General features: G+C 63.9%; 17 protein-coding genes. 9 read left to right on the forward strand and 8 right to left on the reverse strand.

What is annotated here, in order from left to right; genetic code table 11:
• Nucleotides 1-161 precede the first annotated feature (161 nt).
• Both ABIB80_RS20590 and ABIB80_RS20595 read right to left on the reverse strand, forming a co-directional pair.
• Nucleotides 162-1,547, reverse strand: a complete 1,386-nt coding sequence (locus ABIB80_RS20590; protein ID WP_354128211.1) for a tyrosine-type recombinase/integrase — start codon at nt 1,545-1,547, stop codon at nt 162-164.
• 535 nt (nt 1,548-2,082) lie between these two features.
• Complete coding sequence (locus ABIB80_RS20595; protein WP_256375792.1) at nt 2,083-2,214, reverse strand: hypothetical protein; 132 nt, start codon at nt 2,212-2,214, stop codon at nt 2,083-2,085.
• 334 nt (nt 2,215-2,548) lie between these two features.
• On the opposite strand from ABIB80_RS20595, the gene ABIB80_RS20600 reads away from it, so the two are divergent.
• On the forward strand, nt 2,549-2,743 hold the full coding sequence (locus ABIB80_RS20600; protein WP_007591350.1) for a hypothetical protein: 195 nt from the start codon (nt 2,549-2,551) through the stop codon (nt 2,741-2,743).
• A gap of 39 nt (nt 2,744-2,782) precedes the next feature.
• Here the strand turns inward: ABIB80_RS20600 and ABIB80_RS20605 are convergent, their stop codons facing one another.
• Entirely contained in the window at nt 2,783-3,952 is a 1,170-nt protein-coding gene (locus tag ABIB80_RS20605) for an OpgC domain-containing protein (RefSeq protein ID WP_007591348.1), read from the reverse strand.
• 259 nt (nt 3,953-4,211) lie between these two features.
• Between ABIB80_RS20605 and ABIB80_RS20610 the strand changes: the two genes are divergently transcribed.
• From ABIB80_RS20610 to ABIB80_RS20620, 3 genes are all read left to right on the forward strand, one after another.
• On the forward strand, nt 4,212-4,517 hold the full coding sequence (locus ABIB80_RS20610; RefSeq protein ID WP_007591346.1) for an ETC complex I subunit: 306 nt from the start codon (nt 4,212-4,214) through the stop codon (nt 4,515-4,517).
• Nucleotides 4,518-4,779: 262 nt separating this feature from the next.
• Nucleotides 4,780-5,265 (forward strand): Lrp/AsnC family transcriptional regulator, encoded by a 486-nt coding sequence (locus tag ABIB80_RS20615; protein ID WP_354128212.1) that lies wholly within the window; start codon nt 4,780-4,782, stop codon nt 5,263-5,265.
• 272 nt (nt 5,266-5,537) lie between these two features.
• Nucleotides 5,538-5,837 carry a DUF3551 domain-containing protein gene (locus ABIB80_RS20620; RefSeq protein ID WP_007591343.1) on the forward strand — a complete coding sequence of 100 codons (300 nt, stop codon included), beginning with the start codon at nt 5,538-5,540 and terminating at the stop codon, nt 5,835-5,837.
• Nucleotides 5,838-5,910: 73 nt separating this feature from the next.
• Here ABIB80_RS20620 and ABIB80_RS20625 read toward each other — a convergent pair whose 3' ends face one another.
• Nucleotides 5,911-6,939, reverse strand: a complete 1,029-nt coding sequence (locus tag ABIB80_RS20625) for an AraC family transcriptional regulator (RefSeq protein ID WP_219680217.1) — start codon at nt 6,937-6,939, stop codon at nt 5,911-5,913.
• Between the two features lie 157 nt (nt 6,940-7,096).
• On the opposite strand from ABIB80_RS20625, the gene ABIB80_RS20630 reads away from it, so the two are divergent.
• The 4 genes from ABIB80_RS20630 to ABIB80_RS20645 are packed head-to-tail and all read left to right on the forward strand — an operon-like array spanning nt 7,097 to nt 12,774.
• Entirely contained in the window at nt 7,097-8,224 is a 1,128-nt protein-coding gene (locus tag ABIB80_RS20630; protein ID WP_502918734.1) for an isovaleryl-CoA dehydrogenase, read from the forward strand.
• 24 nt (nt 8,225-8,248) lie between these two features.
• Entirely contained in the window at nt 8,249-9,853 is a 1,605-nt protein-coding gene (locus ABIB80_RS20635) for a carboxyl transferase domain-containing protein (RefSeq protein ID WP_354128214.1), read from the forward strand.
• 4 nt (nt 9,854-9,857) lie between these two features.
• On the forward strand, nt 9,858-11,861 hold the full coding sequence (locus tag ABIB80_RS20640) for an acetyl/propionyl/methylcrotonyl-CoA carboxylase subunit alpha (protein WP_219680208.1): 2,004 nt from the start codon (nt 9,858-9,860) through the stop codon (nt 11,859-11,861).
• Nucleotide 11,862: 1 nt separating this feature from the next.
• Complete coding sequence (locus ABIB80_RS20645) at nt 11,863-12,774, forward strand: hydroxymethylglutaryl-CoA lyase (protein WP_219680205.1); 912 nt, start codon at nt 11,863-11,865, stop codon at nt 12,772-12,774.
• 93 nt (nt 12,775-12,867) lie between these two features.
• On the opposite strand, the gene ABIB80_RS20650 is transcribed toward ABIB80_RS20645, so the two are convergent.
• The 4 genes from ABIB80_RS20650 to ABIB80_RS20665 form a co-directional block, all read right to left on the reverse strand.
• The gene (locus ABIB80_RS20650; RefSeq protein ID WP_007591326.1) at nt 12,868-13,794 is read right to left on the reverse strand and encodes a dihydrodipicolinate synthase family protein; all 927 of its coding nucleotides are present in this window, start codon (nt 13,792-13,794) and stop codon (nt 12,868-12,870) included.
• 75 nt (nt 13,795-13,869) lie between these two features.
• On the reverse strand, nt 13,870-14,853 hold the full coding sequence (locus ABIB80_RS20655; protein ID WP_219680202.1) for a TRAP transporter substrate-binding protein: 984 nt from the start codon (nt 14,851-14,853) through the stop codon (nt 13,870-13,872).
• A gap of 24 nt (nt 14,854-14,877) precedes the next feature.
• Entirely contained in the window at nt 14,878-16,143 is a 1,266-nt protein-coding gene (locus ABIB80_RS20660) for a TRAP transporter large permease (RefSeq protein ID WP_007591322.1), read from the reverse strand.
• Nucleotides 16,143-16,751: a TRAP transporter small permease gene (locus tag ABIB80_RS20665; protein ID WP_219680318.1), complete on the reverse strand. Its 609-nt coding sequence runs from the start codon at nt 16,749-16,751 to the stop codon at nt 16,143-16,145. The genes ABIB80_RS20660 and ABIB80_RS20665 overlap by 1 nt, the downstream gene beginning before the upstream one ends.
• Nucleotides 16,752-16,955: 204 nt before the next feature.
• Between ABIB80_RS20665 and ABIB80_RS20670 the strand changes: the two genes are divergently transcribed.
• Nucleotides 16,956-17,648, forward strand: a complete 693-nt coding sequence (locus ABIB80_RS20670; protein WP_219680198.1) for a GntR family transcriptional regulator — start codon at nt 16,956-16,958, stop codon at nt 17,646-17,648.
• Nucleotides 17,649-17,715: the final 67 nt, after the last annotated feature.

Here is a 17,715-nt window from a genome sequence, read left to right on the forward strand (position 1 = left end):
CGTCTATCCAAGGAACGAGAGAAACAACGCGCTGCCCGAAGCGCGACACCTTGGCTTGAACACTAAAATGCTATCGCAGATTGTCAGGAAGTCAACGGCAGCACGCAAGAGCCTGCTGCCGTTGTTATTCGGCTCACCTGAATCGCTGTACCCCGCTGAATCTAGCTGGCTACGGCGATGTTTTGTTCCTCAATCGAGAGGACGTTGTCCCGATCAAAAACTATTTCCGGCCTAGAATAATTTGGCCTGGCGCCGATAATCTTGCGGAGCTCCGCTTCAAGAATCGCGACGACCGTCCGCTTTTCCGGCAGCATGTCGTATTTGTCGTAAGTCGCCGTCACATCGCCCTTGAGGTGATCGAGCAACGCTTTGACGTCCTCGCGTTTAGCGCCCCCGCGGCGCGCGATCGTTGCAGCCGTGCGTCGGAGGTCGTGCGGCGTGAAATGCGCCATGCCGAGATGCTCTCGAATGCCTTTGCGAGCGGGCCGCTTTCCTTTTGCCGGCCGGCCGTTGAGCGCGGCCGACAGAGCATCTCGGGTGATCGGGGATAGATGGCGAGGCGGACGATCAGTCGGGCTTCCGTCCGCCGGTCGCGAATCGTCTGAATCGGACCACACCGCCCAGGAACAAAAGACCGCCCCTTGGTCTCCAGAAACGATAGCTTCGCGCACAACTGACGTCGCCAAACCGCTCATAGGGACAATCACTTCGCGCCGCTTCTTCACCCGATTTTTCGGGATGTGATACTGCGGGTCATCCGAGGTGAAGCCGACGAGCTCGGGGACGAGTAGGCCCGCGGACTGGCCGGGCCGGACCATGGTTGCGAGAATGAATCGCAGGGCGAGCGCGATCGGCCGCCCGGCGGGAAGGGCCGGGTCATCCAAGCCCCACCAGAGAGCCTTGATCTCGTCGTCCGAAAGGACGCGCTCCCGCGGTCTTTCCTGATAGCGCCGGCGCATGTCCGCCACAGGATTGACTGGCACATGTTTCCGGCCCGGCTCCTTGGCCCATGAAAACAGGGTGTGCAGGACCGATTGCGTCCGGTTGGCGCCGACCGGCGCCGTGGCGCCAATCTCCTCGAGGAGTTCGGCGACGTCGTCGTCGGTAATTTCGGAGGCGATTCGGCGCTTCCACTTCGCCCGGGGCTTCTTCAAGTACCCCTCATCGTTCTTCCAGGACGATTTTCGGACCTTCGCGTATTGGTCTAGGTAGAGCTGGGCCAGTTCATCGAATGTCAGGCGCTCCCGCTTGGGGCGATTCGCGCGCTTCTCCGCAGCGGGGTCGGCGCCGTTTGCCACGGTTCCCAGCAGGATCTTGGCTTGGGTTCGAGCGGCCTCCGGGGCAATCTTGCCCACGGCCGCCAGGGTGAGCCGGCGAACGGGCGCGGTCCGGCCGGTTCCGGCCCGGTAAACGACGATGAATGACTTGGCCCCAGTCGGTCGGACGCGCACCCCGAACCCGGGAAGCTTGGCGTCCCATACCGTGTATTCGGACGCCTGCTTTTCGAGGCCGTCGACGAGAGTTTTGGTGATGGTTTGACCGCTCATTTGTCCTCCGGGAAGCACGGGGGAAGCACCGCGGCGCCAATCACAGCAGGTGATGGATGGCACGAGGTGAGGGAGCGGGCGATTTCAAGGCCGCGACTGAGGCCTGGGATGGTGCCGGATGGTGGGTGAGGGACTAGCTGGTATGTTTTGGGTACTGCAGGTCGTTGGTTCGAATCCAGCTGCCCCGACCAGTCCGGAGGTGGGTCGGAACCGCACCAGAGAACAACAGCCCGTCGGCGAGGCGCCAGGCGATCCAGGCGAGAGCGCAGCAGCCGAGCATGGTGCGCGTTCAGTGCCGATGCCCGGAGCTGCCAAAGCCCTCCAAACCCTCGGCGCTCATTCCCTGCCCAACGCGACTTCTGCGCGATTTTTCAAGCCATTGGGCAGATCGGGCGGTGCGGAAATCGTAAAACTTTGTCGAACCTTTTGTCGTCGCCATGCACGTATAGGTGTTGGGGGATTTCAGCGCCCAATGCCTAACGGGCGCCGCCAAGCGATGATATTCCGCTTGCGCGGCGTTACGCTTTTCCGACCATCAGTTCGTCGCGTACCAGCCGAACGGAAACGGCAGGAACGGCCAGGCCAGCTGATTGTCGTTGGCGGCCTTCCGCGGGTCTTGCTCCGGCGTCTTCGCGGGCAGAGCAGGCGGCGTCGAACGCAGCGCCAAGCGCACACATGCACATTGCAAATTCATCGTGGTGGCCCCCGCCCATTAATAGTTTTCAAAAATTTGCGTCAGCCTGGAAATAACCGCACGTCCTCAAAACGACGCGCTCATTCTCAAATCACACACAGTCTAGGAAAATCGGCGACCGCTTTCAACCGGTCTTGCCGCGCGCGCACAGGAAGTAAGGTTGATCGGTTAGGTTAAGGACGAGCGGTTGTTGCGGCCGTCTTCGTGACTGTTATCAGATCGGTCCGGCTCGCGACGGCTGCCTGAAATTCGTGCTCACATGATATCACAGTTCGTCGCAGTGCTCGTATCCTGTGAGTTCTGCATCATGTCTTTCGATCGCAACGTCCGAACCATCGGTCCGCAGGCGAGCTGGACCGAGATCTGGCATCTCTGGACCGTGTTCGTGCCGCGCCGCTCGATCAACGGGCAGCTGGTTTACGGCAAGGTCTGGCGCCGCCACGACGGCCGCGACTGGATCTACAAGAAATTCACCGAGTACGACAGCGAAGCGGCAGCCTGAAGCGGCGTCGCTGTCGTCCGGCGCGGTATCGCTGCCCCCTCAAGCGGCCTTTGCCGCGGCAGGCTTGGGCGGCGGCGGCTTCAGCGGCTTGTCCTGCCTCTTCGACCAGGAGATGTAATAGGCCACTGTCGTCATGATCGCGATGCCGGCGACGCTGACGAAGATCTGCGCGAACAGCGAGCCCGAGCTCATCGACAGCTCGAAATGACCGACGAAGGACAGGAACACGCCGACGCAGAACACGGCGAGCGACTGCTGGCCGCATACGATGATGGGATCGAACCCTTTCCATTCCAGGCCCGGCCAGTCCTTCGGCACGAAGCGGATCACCAGGATCACGATCACGACGAAGTGGATGAAGCGGTAGGGCGCAAGGTTGGTCTTGTCGTTCGGGTTGAACGCCGAGAACAGCCATTCCGGGAACATGCCGCCGAGGGTCGGGAAACGGCCAGCCATGGTCATGACCAGCGCAAACAGCATGTAACCGAGACAGAGCCAGAGCGTGACCGGCGCATTGATCAGCGCCATCGAGCGCCGCGCGCCGCCCATTGCGCACCAGGCGCCGAACACGAACAGCACCTGCCAGCAATACGGGTTGAAGTACCACTGTCCGGCCGGATAGGCGTTCAGGTTCAAGCCGAAATGGCGCGCGGTCAGCCAAAGCACGATGGACAATGCCATCGTCAGGTCCGGCTTGCGCAGCATGAACCACAGCACCGGCGGAAACAGCCCCATCAGCACAATGTAGAGTGGCAGCACGTCGAGATTGAGCGGCTTGAAGCGCAGGAACAGGCCCTGGCGCAGCGTCTCGGTGGCATTGTCGACCAGGCCGGCGACGTTGAACTCGTTGATCATCTCGGAATCGCCGAAGCGCAGCGCCAGATAGCTGATCGAGGCGATGTAGATCACGAACAGGATGATATGGGCGACGTAGAGCTGCCAGACCCGCTTGGTCAGCCTCGTGGCGCCGACCAGGAAGCCGCGCTCGAGCATCATCCGTGCATAGACGAAGGAGGCGGTGTAGCCGGAGATGAAGACGAACAGATCGGCGGCGTCGGAAAAGCCGTAATTGCGGGTGGTGATCCAGTTCACCACGTTGTCGGGGATATGGTCGAGGAAGATGGCCCAGTTCGCAATACCGCGAAACAGGTCGAGCCTGAGGTCACGGCCCTTTTCGGGGAGCGTGGCGTTGATGTTCAGGAAGGACATGCGACGGGAGCTTTCGGAGGGGACGGACAGGTGGGCGTCAACGAAGCAGGGCCGCCGGGCGAGATCCCGGCGCGGAAGGCGGGTACGCAATTGTCACGATGCAGCATAATGATTATACCCGTCGGCGAGGCATCCCGGGGGCCGGAATCACGGATCAGTTCCCTAAAGGTGTCTCTATACTATGCCCGCGGTTTCCACCAACTGCTACCGTGCCGCATCGAAATCGAACGAAAAGACGAACAAGAGGCCCGGACCATCCATGACCGCACGCATTTTCAAGCCCGCCAAGAACGCGATGCAATCCGGCCGGTCCAAAACCAAGGAATGGCAGCTCGACTATGAGCCCGAGCAGCCGCGCGCGGTCGAGCCGCTGATGGGCTGGACCTCGTCCGGCGACATGAAGCAGCAGATCACGCTGCACTTCCACAGCAAGGAAGAGGCGGTCGCCTATTGCGAGCGCAAGGGCATCGCCTACCAGGTGATCGAGCCAAAGGAATCGGTGCGCCGTCCGGTCGCCTATGCCGACAATTTCTCGTTCCGCCGCGGCGAGCCTTGGACGCATTGAGGGCGGGCCACGCGTCGAGACTCTGGTCATGCCCGGGCTTGCCGTCTTCGCTGAAGCTTCGCCGGCCCAACACCGAATGCCCTGCGAAGCCTTGGTGGAGCCGGGTCCCGGGCATCCTTGTTTTTAGCCCCGCGTGAAAGCCCGCGGCTGGCCGGAATAAGCCCGGGCAACCACGCGGGTTCTTCCCATCGTCCTGCCCTTGGCAGCCATTCCGCTCCGTGCTTCGCTGCCGCGCAAGACAGGCTCATGGCGAGGTGGGGGTATGGCCGGGCGTGACCAGCTCGACGGCGTCGATCTGAAAATACTCTCCGAGTTGCAGCAGGACGGGCGGGTTCGCAACAATGAGCTGGCGCTGCGCGTCGGGGTGTCCGGGCCCAACTGCGTCAGGCGGTTGAAATCGCTGTTCAGCCGCGGCGTGATCCGGGCGGTGCGCGCCGTCATCGACGAGCGGCTGCTCGGCTACGAGGTGGTGTCGTTCGTCTCGATCCAGCTCGGCAGCCAGGCCCAGCCGGTGCTGGCGGCGTTCGAGAGCTCGATCGCCGCGATCCCGCGCATCCAGCAGTGCTGGCGGATTTCGGGCGACACCGACTATCTTCTCAAATGCGTGGCGCCGAGCGTCGAGAGCATGCGCCAGCAGCTCCTGCATTTAGCCGCGATGCCGAACGTGAAGAACGTCCGCAGCTTCCCGGTGCTGGGCGTAGCGAAGGACGTGCCGCTGCCGTTGCAGAAGATCGCGGCGGCAGGATAGTTCGGCGGCAACTGTCCCAGAACGTAGCTCGCACAACGACATCCAAACGTCTGAAGGCGCGGGGGTTATTCCCTTGCTGGGATAGAAGTTCGGATAAGGCGGATAAAAAGATAAGTAACTCACCTAACTGTGACATGTGATTTGGGAAGTCCTGCAATGCGCCGAGCCGTGATTGCCGGTTCCTGGCGCCGGCCTACATGCGAGGTGTGAACCTCAGCCTGCATCGCATGCCGAGGCCTCTTTTGTGGGACCCTGAAGCAGGAAAAGACAACATGACCTCGATCTCGAAGACGTTCGTCGCATCCGCTGCGACGCTGTTTGCATCTGCGTTTCTCATGATGACCGCGCCGGCTGCCCAGGCAGAAGACTACTGCATCACCAATGGCGCCCAGGCCGCGCATGGCTGCGGATATCCGACGATGGAGGCCTGCCGGGCGGCGGCCGGCGGCATCGGCGGCTCGTGCTCGCAGAGCGGCGGCGCGAAGACGTCGACAGACGCGCTGGCCTTCCAGCCGAAGCAGACGCACTCGCGCACCAAGCTGCGCCCGGGCGGGCAGACCAACTCGAACTGATCGAGACCGGTTTCGAAATGTTGCGGCCTCCGAGTTGGATCTCGGAGGCCGCAACGGCACGACAGCCCGCGCGTCAGCGATACCGGCCGCGGAACTCGCGCGGCGAGGTACCGGTCCAGCTGCGGAAGGCGCGGGAAAAGCTCTTTTCGTTGCGGAAGCCGGCGATCTCCGCGATCCGCTTGATCGGGCTGCGACCGCGCATCAGCTCCTGCTTGGCGAGCTCGAATTTTGCCTCTTCCTTGAGATCGCGCAATGAGGTCGCCTCCTCGCTCAGGCGCCGATGCATGGTGCGGGTAGAGAGTGCCAGCTCGCTTGCGACATCCTCGGCTCCGAGACTGCGTCCGCGCGCATTGCGGAGCACGCGGCGAACGCGCTCGACCAGCAGCCGGTCGCGCCGATAGGGGAGCACTGTCAGCCGCAGCGCGCCCTTGAGCATGTTGTCGAGGTCCGCCGCGCTACGGGTGAGCGGCAGCGACAGATAATGCTTGTCGAAGGTGATGGAAGCACGGTCCGCATCGAAGCGGATGTTTCGGCAAAAGATGGTGGGATAGACCGAGACATGGCCGGGCTCGGCGTACGGGAATTCCGCGGCGCGGAGCGCGATCCTGGAATCCACGGCCCAGCAGGAAAAGCCAAGAACATAGCGAAGCAGGGTGACCAGGCAGAATTCGCGTAGAGATCCAAGGTCGCGCAGTTCACGGATGGACACGACTGCGGTCTCCTTGCCGACCGCGAGATCGAGCAGCACGTCCTCGGTGAGCAGACGATGGTGCCGGCACCAGCGCTTGAGCGCGACCTCCAGCGTCGGGGCGGTGATCGAGGCGCGGCACAGCATGCCGTAGGTGCCGAAGGGCAGCCGGCGCGAGAACCAGCCGAGCGCCTCGTCATCGAGCTCGCGCATGGCATGGCCCGCCAGCGCCTCGAACTGGCCGGCCGTGACCCGTCCACCCGGAGAATTGACAAGGTCTGGCGTTACCTGACCCCGGCTCAGCGCCTCGGTCGGATCGCGGCCGTAACGTTCGTAAGCGGCAACGACCCCGCGGACGAAGGCGGCTGGGGTCACGGCGCGGCGCGGGATCGCGGTTGCGACTTGAAAAGGCATCGGAAATCCTCTGGGAAAATCCTCGCCAAGTTTGGCGGAAAATGCAACCTTTTCGACCGCAGAAGGGCCCCGATGCCGCTAGGTTCGGTCCCCAAAAGACGGAGGAATCGCCTTGAATATTCCGAGCATCGATTTCGATCTGGGCGAAGATATCGGCATGCTGCGCGACACGCTGCGCGCCTTCGTGGAGGCGGAGATCGCCCCGCGTGCCGCCGATATCGAGAAAGCCAATCTGTTCCCGGCGGACCTCTGGAAGCGCCTCGGCGACCTCGGCCTGCTTGGCATGACCGCGCCGGAGCAATATGGCGGCTCCAACATGGGCTATCTCGCCCATATCGTCGCGATGGAGGAGATTTCGCGCGGCTCGGCCGCGGTCGGTCTCTCCTACGGTGCCCATTCCAATCTCTGCGTCAACCAGATCCGCCGCAACGGCAGTGATGCGCAGCGCGAGCGTTATCTGCCGAAGTTGATCTCCGGCGAGTATGTCGGCGCGCTCGCGATGTCCGAGCCCGGCGCCGGCTCCGACGTTGTGTCCATGAAACTGCGCGCCGACAAGCGCGGCGACCGCTACGTGCTCAACGGCTCGAAGATGTGGATCACCAATGGCGGCGATGCCGACGTGCTGGTGGTCTATGCCAAGACCGATCCGGAAGCGGGCCCGCGCGGCATGACCGCCTTCCTGGTCGAGAAGGGGGCCAAGGGCTTCAGCCACGGCCAGCATCTCGACAAGCTCGGCATGCGCGGCTCCAACACCTATCCACTGTTCTTCGACGAATGCGAGGTGCCGGAGGAGAACGTGCTTGGCAGGGTCGGCGAGGGCGTCAGGGTGCTGATGTCCGGCCTCGACTATGAGCGCACGGTCCTCTCCGGCGGCCCGCTCGGGATCATGGCGGCCTGCATGGACGCGGTGGTGCCCTACATGCACGAGCGCAAGCAGTTCGGCCAGCCGATCGGCGACTTCCAGCTCATGCAGGGCAAGCTCGCCGACATGTACGCGACCTGGCAGGCCACGCGCGCCTATGTCTATGCGGTGGGGCGTGCCTGCGACCGCGCCGATCACGCACGCAGCTTGCGCAAGGATGCGGCGGCTGCGATCCTCTATTCCGCGGAGAAGGCGACGTGGATGGCGGGCGAGGCGATCCAGGCGCTTGGCGGGGTCGGCTACACCTCCGAATTTCCGGTCGGACGGCTCTGGCGCGACGCCAAGCTCTACGAGATCGGCGCGGGGACTTCCGAGGTCCGCCGCATGCTGATCGGCCGCGAATTGATGGCTGAGACGGCTTAAAACCTTCACGCAATTGGAATCAACATGCCGCTCCATTCCAGCATCGATACGTCTTCGTCGGACTTTGCACGCAATTCCGAGGCCATGCGCAGCCTCGTCGCGGATCTGCGCGAAAAGCTGAGCCAGGTCGCCGGCGGCGGCGGTGAGGTCTCGCGCAACCGCCATACCTCGCGCGGCAAGATGCTGGCGCGGGAGCGCGTCGACCTCTTGGTCGATCCCGGCACCGCGTTCATGGAGCTGTCGCCGCTCGCGGCCTATGGCCTCTATGGCGGCGACGTGCATTCGGCCAGCGTTGTCACCGGGGTCGGGCGCATCGCGGGTCGCGAATGCGTGATCATTGCCAACGATGCCACCATCAAGGGCGGCACCTACTATCCCATGACCGTGAAGAAGCATCTGCGCGCGCAGGACGTGGCGCGGCAGAACAATCTTCCCTGCGTCTACATGGTGGATTCCGGCGGCGCCTTCCTGCCGCTGCAGGACGAGATCTTTCCGGACGAGCGTCATTTCGGCCGCATCTTCTACAACCAGGCCCAGATGTCGTCGCAAGGCATCCCGCAGATTGCCATCGTGATGGGCTCCTGCACGGCCGGCGGCGCCTATGTCCCCGCGATGTCGGACGAGAGCATCATCGTGCGCAATCAAGGCACCATCTTCCTCGGCGGGCCGCCGCTGGTGAAAGCGGCGACGGGCGAAGTGGTGACCGCGGAAGAGCTCGGCGGCGCCGACGTGCATTCGCGGCAATCGGGCGTGACCGATCATTACGCCCAGAACGACGCGCACGCGATCGGCATCGCCCGCCGCATTGTCGGCACGCTGAAACCATCGGTGCGACCGAACCTCAACATGCATCCGGCGCGTGATCCCTTGTTTGCGGCGGAGGAGATCTACGGCGTGGTGCCCGTCGACGGGCGCAAGCCGTTCGACGTGCGCGACATCATTGCGCGCGTGGTTGATGGCTCCGAATTCGACGAGTTCAAGAAGCTCTACGGCACGACGCTGGTGTGCGGCTTCGCTCACATCTGGGGTTTTCCGGTTGGCATCATCGCCAACAACGGCATTCTCTTCAGTGAAAGTTCGCTGAAGGGGGCGCATTTCATCGAGCTGTGCTGCCAGCGCGGCATTCCGCTGGTGTTTTTGCAGAACATTACCGGCTTCATGGTCGGCAAGAAGTACGAGGCCGGCGGCATCGCGCGTGACGGCGCCAAGCTGGTGACGGCGGTCGCGACGGCGTCGGTGCCGAAATTCACCGTCGTGATCGGCGGCTCCTATGGCGCCGGCAATTACGGCATGTGCGGTCGCGCCTACTCACCGCGCTTCCTCTGGATGTGGCCGAACGCCCGCATCTCGGTGATGGGCGGCGAGCAGGCCTCGATGGTGCTGAGCCAGGTCCGCCGCGACAATATCGAGGCCAAGGGCGACAGCTGGTCGAAAGAAGACGAAGATAAATTCCGCGAGCCGATCCGCGCGCAATATGAGAGCCAGGGGCACCCGTATTACGCGACCGCGCGGCTCTGGGACGACGGCGTGATCGACCCGGCCGATACAAGGCTGGTGCTCGGCCTTGGCCTCTCGGCCGCGTCGAATGCGCCGATCGAGCCGACGAAATTTGGCCTGTTCAGGATGTGATGCGATGGACCGCTCAAAGCTCTACCGTCGTTTTCGCACGCTCCTGATCGCCAACCGCGGCGAGATCGCCTGCCGGGTGATCCGCACCGCGCGCGCCATGGGCCTGCGCACCGTCGCGGTCTATTCCGAGGCCGACCGCGAGGCGATGCATGTCGCGCTCGCCGACGAGGCCGTACTGCTCGGACCCGCACGCGCTCGCGACAGCTATCTCAATGTCGAGCGGCTGATCGGGGCCGCGCGAAAGACCGGCGCGGAGGCGGTCCATCCCGGCTACGGCTTCCTATCTGAGAACGCCGAGTTTGCGCAGGCGTGCTTCGACGCCGGCCTGGTCTTCGTCGGCCCGACCGCCGCGATGATGACCGCGATGGGCTCGAAGTCCGGCTCCAAGGCGCTGATGGAGAAGGCCGGCGTACCGCTGGTGCCCGGCTATCACGGCGAGGCCCAGGACGATGCGACGCTGGCGAAGGCGGCCGAGAAAGTCGGTTTCCCCATTCTGGTAAAGGCGTCCGCCGGCGGCGGCGGCCGTGGCATGCGCATCGTTCGCTCCGTGGATGAACTTGCGCCTGCAATCGTCAGCGCGAAGCGGGAAGCAAAAGCCGCGTTCGGCGACGACCGCATGCTGATCGAAAAATACGTCGATAACCCCCGCCATATCGAGGTGCAGATCGTCGGCGATAGCCATGGCAATCTGCTCTCGCTGTTCGAGCGCGAATGCACGTTGCAGCGGCGGCACCAGAAGGTGATCGAGGAGGCGCCGTCGCCGACGCTCAATGCGGCCCAGCGCGAGACGGTCTGCGCCGCTGCGCGAAAGGCGGCCGGAGCCGTCAACTATGTCGGCGCCGGCACCATCGAGTTCGTCTCCGACGGCAAGGACGTGTTCTTCATCGAGATGAACACGCGCCTTCAGGTCGAGCATCCCGTGACCGAGCTGATCACCGGGATCGATCTGGTCGAGTGGCAGTTGCGGGTCGCCTTCGGCGAGGCGCTGCCGCTCAAACAAGATCAGATCAAGCTCAACGGACATGCGGTTGAGGCTCGGGTCTACGCGGAGAACCCGACCAAGAACTTCATGCCTTCGGTCGGCAAGATCTCGACCTGGCGGTTGCCCGCGGAAACCGGCGGCCTGCGCATCGACGCTGGCTATCGCGAGGGCGACGCCGTCTCGCCGTACTACGATGCGATGCTAGCGAAGATGATCGCCTGGGCGCCGACGCGGGAGGTCGCGATCGAGCGGCTGAACCGCGGGCTGGAAGAGTCCGACGTCCGCGGGATCGTCAGCAACATCCCGTTCCTGTCGGCGCTGATGACGCATCCGAAGGTGAGAGCGAACGCGATCGACACCGGCTTCATCGAACGCGAGCTTGCGGTCCTGACGCAGGCACCGCCGGCGCCCGGCGAGCTCGAGCTCTGCGCCGCCGTGGCCGCTGTGATCAACAACGAGCGGCAGGCTGCGCAGGCGGACGCGAATTCGCCCTGGCAAACCTTTGGCTGGATGCCGGTCGGCCGCCGCCAGCGCAACTTTACGTTCCGCGTTGGCCACGGACCCGAGCAGAAGGTTGTGCTGAACTACGGCAGCGGCCCGTCCACACTGGTGATCGGCGAACGCGAGCTGGCGTTTGCGATTGCGCCTCGCGACGGCGGCTTCGATCTGACTCTCGACGGCGTCAAATCGTCGGTCGCGGCCGTGATCGACGGTCATGAGCTGTATTTGCGCACGCGCAACGGGCGCTTCGACCTGCATTGGGTCGATCCGTTCGGCGGCGAGACCGAGGAGCAGGCCGGCGCGGATAAGATCGCAGCGCCCTTGCCGGGCACCGTCGTCGCCGTGCTGGCGGAGGAGGGGGCCAAGCTCGAGAAGGGCGCGCCGATCCTGACGCTGGAAGTGATGAAGATGGAGCAGACGCTGCGCGCGCCCTATGCCGGCGTGCTGAAGTCGATCAAATGCAAGGTCGGCGACATCGTCCAGGAGGGCATCGAGCTCGCCGTGGTCGAGCCTTCCGGAGAATGAGATGAGCGACCCCGTCCGCATCATCGAAATGGGGCCCCGCGACGGCCTGCAGAACGAGAAGACGGCGGTCAGCGTCGAGGCGCGGATCGCCTTCATCGAGGCGCTGGTCGCGGCTGGCCTCAATACGGTCGAGGTCGGCGCCTTCGTCTCGCCCAAGGCGATCCCGCAGATGGCGAGCTCGGATGCCGTGCTGCGCGGCGTCAGCCATTTGACCGGTGCCGAATTCCACGTGCTGGTGCCGAACGAGAAGGGCTATGACGCCGCGCGCGCGGCCGGCGCCAAGATCGTCTCGGTGTTCGCCGCGGTTTCCGAAGGCTTTTCGCGGGCCAACATCAATTGCACGGTCGCGGAGTCCATCGAACGGTTCAAGCCGGTGCTGGCGCGCGCCAAGGCTGATGGTGTCAAGGTACGCGGCTATATCTCCTGCGTGCTGGGCTGTCCCTTCGACGGCGAGATCAAGCCGAAAGCCGTCGCCGATCTCGCCACCACGCTGTGGGAGCTCGGCTGCTACGAAATCTCGCTCGGCGACACCATCGGCGTCGGCACGCCTGATAAAGCCAAGGAGATGCTGCGCGCGGTCAGCGCCAACATCCCGCCCGCCAATCTCTCGATGCATTTCCACGACACCTACGGCCAGGCGCTCGCCAATCTGTATGCGGGGATGGAGGAAGGCGTCCACGTCATCGATGCCGCCGCCGGCGGCCTCGGCGGCTGCCCCTACGCGCCGGGCGCGACGGGCAACGTTGCGACCGAGGACGTCGTCTACATGCTCGAGGGCATGGGAATCAGGACCGGCGTTGATATGGAGAAGCTGCTGGCTGTCACGAACGAGATGAGTCGCGTGCTCGGCAAACCGCCCGTGAGCCGCGTGGCGTCCGCACTGAATGCAAGGAAGAAGCGGGCAGCTTCGTAGGGTGGGCAAAGGCGCATAGCGCCGTGCCCACCATCTTTCCACGATTTCGATCTCAGTGGTGGGCACGCTTCGCTTTGCCCACCCTACGTGCGCTCAGGCTGCCTTCAACCCAACATCGGGCAGGCGCGGCCGGCTCTTGAGCGCCTTGGCCATCATCGCCTCGACCTCGGCCTTCTCCTGCGGCAGCAGCGCGAGGCGGGGCGGGCGGGTCAGCGCGGTGCCGCGGCCCATGATGTGCTCGCACAGCTTGATGCACTGGACGAGGTCCGGGCGTGCGTCGAGATGCAAGAGCGGCATGAACCATTCGTAGAGCGGCATCGCCTCGGCATAGCGTCCGGCCTTGGCCAGGCGAAACAGCGTCTCGCCCTCGCGCGGAAAGGCGTTCGACATGCCGGACACCCACCCCACGGCGCCCATGGCGATGCTCTCGACGATGACGTCGTCGAGGCCGGCGAACAGCACGAAGCGATCGCCGACCATGTTCCTGGTGTCGATGAAGCGCCTTGTGTCGCCCGAGGAATCCTTGAAGCAGACGACGGTCTCGACGTCGGCGAGCGTGGCCAGAATGTCGGGGGTGACGTCGTTCTTGTAGATCGGCGGATTGTTGTAGAGCATCACCGGCAGGTCCGTCGCGGTGGCGACGGCGCGGAAATGCGCGGCGGTCTCGTGCGGCTTGGACGAATAGACCAGGGCCGGCATCACCATCACGCCGTCGATGCCGACGCGCGCGGCCTCCTTCGCGGTTTCGACTGCGAAGGCCGTGGTGAATTCGGCGATGCCGCACAGCACGGGCACGCGGCCGGCCGCAACGGATTTCGCCGTCTCCATGATCGCGACCTTCTCCTTGCGCTCCAGCGAGGTGTTCTCGCCGACCGAGCCGCAGACGATCAGGCCGGAGACGCCATCACGGATCAGTCCGTCCATCACCTTCGCGGTCGCGTCGATGTCGAGCGAGAGATCGTCGTGGAATTGCGTGGTGACGGCCGGGAAGACGCCCTCCCAGGAAACGCGGCGGCTCATGATTTGACTCCGAGTGGATTTGGCCGGCGGGGGGCTGGATCCGCCGGGGTTCTTGGAAGGGGATGGCGGTTGGGGTCAGAGCGTGGCGCCGACCTTGCGCAGCTCGGCGAGGACGGGCGCCTTCGGCAGCCAGATCTTGTCGAACTCGGCAATGACGGCTTCGGTATCGCCGGCCGGCACCTGGCGGATCGGGATCGGGGCATTGCGGAAATTCTCGATCAGCGCGGGCTCGTTGGAGGCCAATTCGTCGATCTGCGCATCCAGCGTCGACTTGACGGTCTTGGCGATCAGCTCGCGGTCGGCGGCGGGGAGCGACTGCCAGACCCGGCCCGAGAGCACTGCGGCCATCGGCATGAAGACGGCGTTCATCTGCAGGATCACCTTCGACACCTTGTCGAAGCGCTGGTTCCAGGAGAATTCGAGATCAGCCTCGAGACCGTCGACCTGGCCATTGGCCATCGCGTCGAACACCTGCGGCGTCGGGATCGGCGTCGGAGCTGCACCCAGCGAGGAATAGAAATCGCGATAGACCGGCGTCGGATTGATGCGCAGCTTCATGCCTTTGATGTCGGCGAGCGAAGTCAGGTCCTTTGAGGAGAATACCGCCCGCATGCCGGTGATGCCCCAGCCGAGCCCGATCGTTCCGGTCTCCTGCGGCAGCACCTCGAACAGCTTCACCGCCGCCGGATGCCGTACGAATTTCGCCACTGCGGGCGTCGAGCGGACGATGTAGGGCGCATTGATCGCTGCAATGTGCGGCACGCGCGAGCCGAGCTCTGCGGCCTGGACGAAGCCCATGTCGAGCGCGCCGGACTGCAATTGCTGCATCATCGCGGGCTCGTTGCCGAGCTGGCCGGAGTGAAATACGGTCAGGGTCAGGCGGCCGTTGGTCGCCGCCTTGAGATCTTCACCGAATTTGAGCGCAGCCTTGTTCCAGGAATGGCCGTTCGGCGTAATCAGGCCGAGACGGAATTCCTTGGCCTGGGCGAGCGCCAACGACGGCGCGAACACCGATGCGGCGGCGCTGGCTGCGAGAAAGCGGCGGCGTGAAAGCGGCATGGTCGGGCTTCCTTTTGGACGGGCCTATTTGATCAGGATCAGCGAGAGTGACGGATAGAGCGAGAGCAGCACCAGCAGGACGCAGGAGATGACGAAGAACGGCAGCGTCACCATGAACATCTTGCCGGGCTTGGCGCCGGTGACAGCGGCCGCGACGAAGAAGCAGAGCCCGACCGGCGGCGACAACAGGCCGAGCACGAGGTTGATCACCACCACGACGCCGAAATGCCTGGGATCGATGTGATAGACGTCGGTTGCAACAGGCAGCAAGATCGGCACCGTCATGATCAGGCCGGGAATGCCGTCGATGACGGTGCCGATCACCAGCAGGATGACATTGCAGATCAGCATGAAGCTGATCGGGTCCTTGGCGGCCGTCTGGATCCAGGCGGCGGTTTCCTGCGGCACCTTGCCGAAGATCAGCACCCAGGAGAACACCGCCGCGGCGGCCACCAGGAACAGCACGATCGCCGAATAGATCGCGCTGCGCAGCATCATCTGCGGCAACTGCGAGAATTCGAACTCCCTGGTCCAGAACTTTCCGACCAGGGCTGCGGCAACGGCGCCGACGGCGGCGGATTCCGTCGCGTTGGCGAGACCGCCGAGGATGGTGCCGACGATGACGATCGGGATCAGTAGGGTGGGCGAGGTCCGCAGGATCGTCGCCACGCGCTGCCGCGGCGTCTGATAGTCGGCGCGCGGATAGTTGTAGACGTATCCCATCAGCGCAATGACGACACAAAACATCACCGTGAGGATCACGCCGGGCACGATGCCGGCGATCAGCATGTCGCTGACCGAGACCTGTGCGAGCACGCTGTAGACCACGAACATCACCGAGGGCGGAATGATCGGACCGAGCATGCCGCCATAGGCGGTCAAGCCCGCCGCAAACGTCTTGTCGTAGCCCTTCTTCTCCATCTCCGGCACCATGATCTGGGCCATGATCGCGACCTGTGCGGTCGCTGACCCCAGGATCGAGGAGATGAACATGTTGGCGAGGATGTTGACGTAGGCGAGGCCGCCCTTGAGCGAGCCGACGAAGGCCATCGCCATGTCGACGATGCGCCGCGTGATGCCGCCGCCGTTCATGATCTCGCCGATCAGGATGAAGAGCGGGATCGCGATCAGGCCGTAGCTGTCGACGCCGCCGAACAGCTGGAGCGGATAGGACTGGAACAGCACCGGATTGCCGGATGCGGCGATGTAGACCAGGCCGGCGAGACACAGGCAGAGACCGATCGGTACGCCGACCAGCATGATCGCGAGGAAGGCTGCCGACGTGATCATCAGTTGACCCCGTCGAGCTCGGAGAGCGCAAAGCCCTTCGGTGGGATGCGCGGGACCAGTTCGAGATCTTCCAGCAAATTGGCGAGACCATGCACGGTCATCGACACCGCGAAGATCGGCAGCGTCAGATAGAGCACCCAGGTCGGCCAGTTCAGCGTCTGGGTATGCTCCGTGTAGAGGAAATTGAAGGTCTGGGCCGCCAGCTTGCGCCCGTCGAAGCCGGCGCGGGCGAGGCCAATCGGGTCCATCCAAAGCACGCAGGTGACGATCAGGGCGAGACCGAACACGACGACGAGGCCGGTCGAGATCACCTTCGCGATCTTCTGGGCGCGGAGCGAAAGACGTTCCGTCAGCATCGTCACCGCGAAATCGAGCCGCAGCCGCGTCATCGCGGAGGCGCCGACGAATGTCAGCCAGACCACGCAATAGACCGCGGACTCGTCGATCCAGTAGATCGGGAAATGCGAGTAGCGGGTGACGACGTTGACCAGGATCAGGGCGGTGAGCAGGTACATCAGGCCCATCAATGCGATCCGCTCGACGGCGAGCAGGGCGCAGGAGGCGCGGACGACCATGCGTCGAACGCTGAACGCGCGCGTGGCCGGCATCGTCTGCTCGATCATGAAGAGGCCCCATTGCCCGCAAGATTTGTCGTGCGATGGCCGAATGTATAATTTATACATTTTGGCTGTCAAATGGAATCGCGGATTGCGTCGAAGGCGTGCACGCGCTTTTTGCGGGGACGCGATGACCTCAACATGCAAGACAGGGACCGTTCCGGCCGGCCGAGTCGGAGAGGGACGGAAGATCGGATGAAACTGCCTCTGAAGCATCGCACCCTGTCGGCTGCGATCGTCGACCAGCTCCGGCAAGCAATCCTCGACGGGACCTATCCGGCCGGATCGCAACTGCGCCAGGATGCGCTCGGCGAGGCCTATGGCGTCAGCCGTATCCCCGTGCGCGAGGCGCTGTTTCAGCTCGAAGCGGAAGGCCTGGTGCGGATCGTTCCGCAGAAGGGCGCCATCGTCTCCGAGCTGTCACTGGACGAGATCAACGACGTCTTCGACCTGCGCCGGATCCTGGAGCCGCGGCTGCTGGCGCACTCGGCTCCCCGGTTCACGGCGGAGGATTTCGCAGGGCTCGACGACATCCACAAAAGCTTCGAGAAGGCGATCAAGGCCCGCAACGTCAGCGAATGGGGGCAGCTCAATGCCGACTTCCACATGGCGCTCTACATCCACGCGCCGCAGCCCCGCACCCGGGCGATCGTGCTGTCACTGCTCCAGACCAGCGACCGCTACACGCGGCTTCAGCTCTCCAACACCAAGGCGATGGGCACGGCGGAGAAGGAGCATGCCCATCTGATCGCGCTCTGCCGCGCGCAGAAGATCGAGGAGGCCTGCCGGTTTTTGGAGCGTCACATTGAAGCCGTGCGCAAAGATCTGCTGCAGGTGGTGGGTGGCGGCACGCTCGCGCCGAAGTCGCGGCGGAAGCGCGAGTCGTAATCGACGCGCTGGTAGGGTGGGCAAAGCGAAGCGTGCCCACCACTTTTCGCGGAAGCACAGAGAGGTG

The organism is Bradyrhizobium sp. i1.15.2 (assembly GCF_040548425.1).
GTDB lineage: Bacteria > Pseudomonadota > Alphaproteobacteria > Rhizobiales > Xanthobacteraceae > Bradyrhizobium > Bradyrhizobium canariense.

Bases quoted from the DNA above. Each gene is read 5' to 3' on its own strand.
- ABIB80_RS20590 (WP_354128211.1), bottom strand. From the start codon at position 1,547: ATGAGCGGTCAAACCATCACCAAAACTCTCGTCGACGGCCTCGAAAAG.
- ABIB80_RS20600 (WP_007591350.1), top strand. From the start codon at position 2,549: ATGTCTTTCGATCGCAACGTCCGAACCATCGGTCCGCAGGCGAGCTGG.
- ABIB80_RS20605 (WP_007591348.1), bottom strand. From the start codon at position 3,952: ATGTCCTTCCTGAACATCAACGCCACGCTCCCCGAAAAGGGCCGTGAC.
- ABIB80_RS20610 (WP_007591346.1), top strand. From the start codon at position 4,212: ATGACCGCACGCATTTTCAAGCCCGCCAAGAACGCGATGCAATCCGGC.
- ABIB80_RS20615 (WP_354128212.1), top strand. From the start codon at position 4,780: ATGGCCGGGCGTGACCAGCTCGACGGCGTCGATCTGAAAATACTCTCC.
- ABIB80_RS20620 (WP_007591343.1), top strand. From the start codon at position 5,538: ATGACCTCGATCTCGAAGACGTTCGTCGCATCCGCTGCGACGCTGTTT.
- ABIB80_RS20625 (WP_219680217.1), bottom strand. From the start codon at position 6,939: ATGCCTTTTCAAGTCGCAACCGCGATCCCGCGCCGCGCCGTGACCCCA.
- ABIB80_RS20630 (WP_502918734.1), top strand. From the start codon at position 7,097: ATGCTGCGCGACACGCTGCGCGCCTTCGTGGAGGCGGAGATCGCCCCG.
- ABIB80_RS20635 (WP_354128214.1), top strand. From the start codon at position 8,249: ATGCCGCTCCATTCCAGCATCGATACGTCTTCGTCGGACTTTGCACGC.
- ABIB80_RS20640 (WP_219680208.1), top strand. From the start codon at position 9,858: ATGGACCGCTCAAAGCTCTACCGTCGTTTTCGCACGCTCCTGATCGCC.
- ABIB80_RS20645 (WP_219680205.1), top strand. From the start codon at position 11,863: ATGAGCGACCCCGTCCGCATCATCGAAATGGGGCCCCGCGACGGCCTG.
- ABIB80_RS20650 (WP_007591326.1), bottom strand. From the start codon at position 13,794: ATGAGCCGCCGCGTTTCCTGGGAGGGCGTCTTCCCGGCCGTCACCACG.
- ABIB80_RS20655 (WP_219680202.1), bottom strand. From the start codon at position 14,853: ATGCCGCTTTCACGCCGCCGCTTTCTCGCAGCCAGCGCCGCCGCATCG.
- ABIB80_RS20660 (WP_007591322.1), bottom strand. From the start codon at position 16,143: ATGATCACGTCGGCAGCCTTCCTCGCGATCATGCTGGTCGGCGTACCG.
- ABIB80_RS20665 (WP_219680318.1), bottom strand. From the start codon at position 16,751: ATGCCGGCCACGCGCGCGTTCAGCGTTCGACGCATGGTCGTCCGCGCC.
- ABIB80_RS20670 (WP_219680198.1), top strand. From the start codon at position 16,956: ATGAAACTGCCTCTGAAGCATCGCACCCTGTCGGCTGCGATCGTCGAC.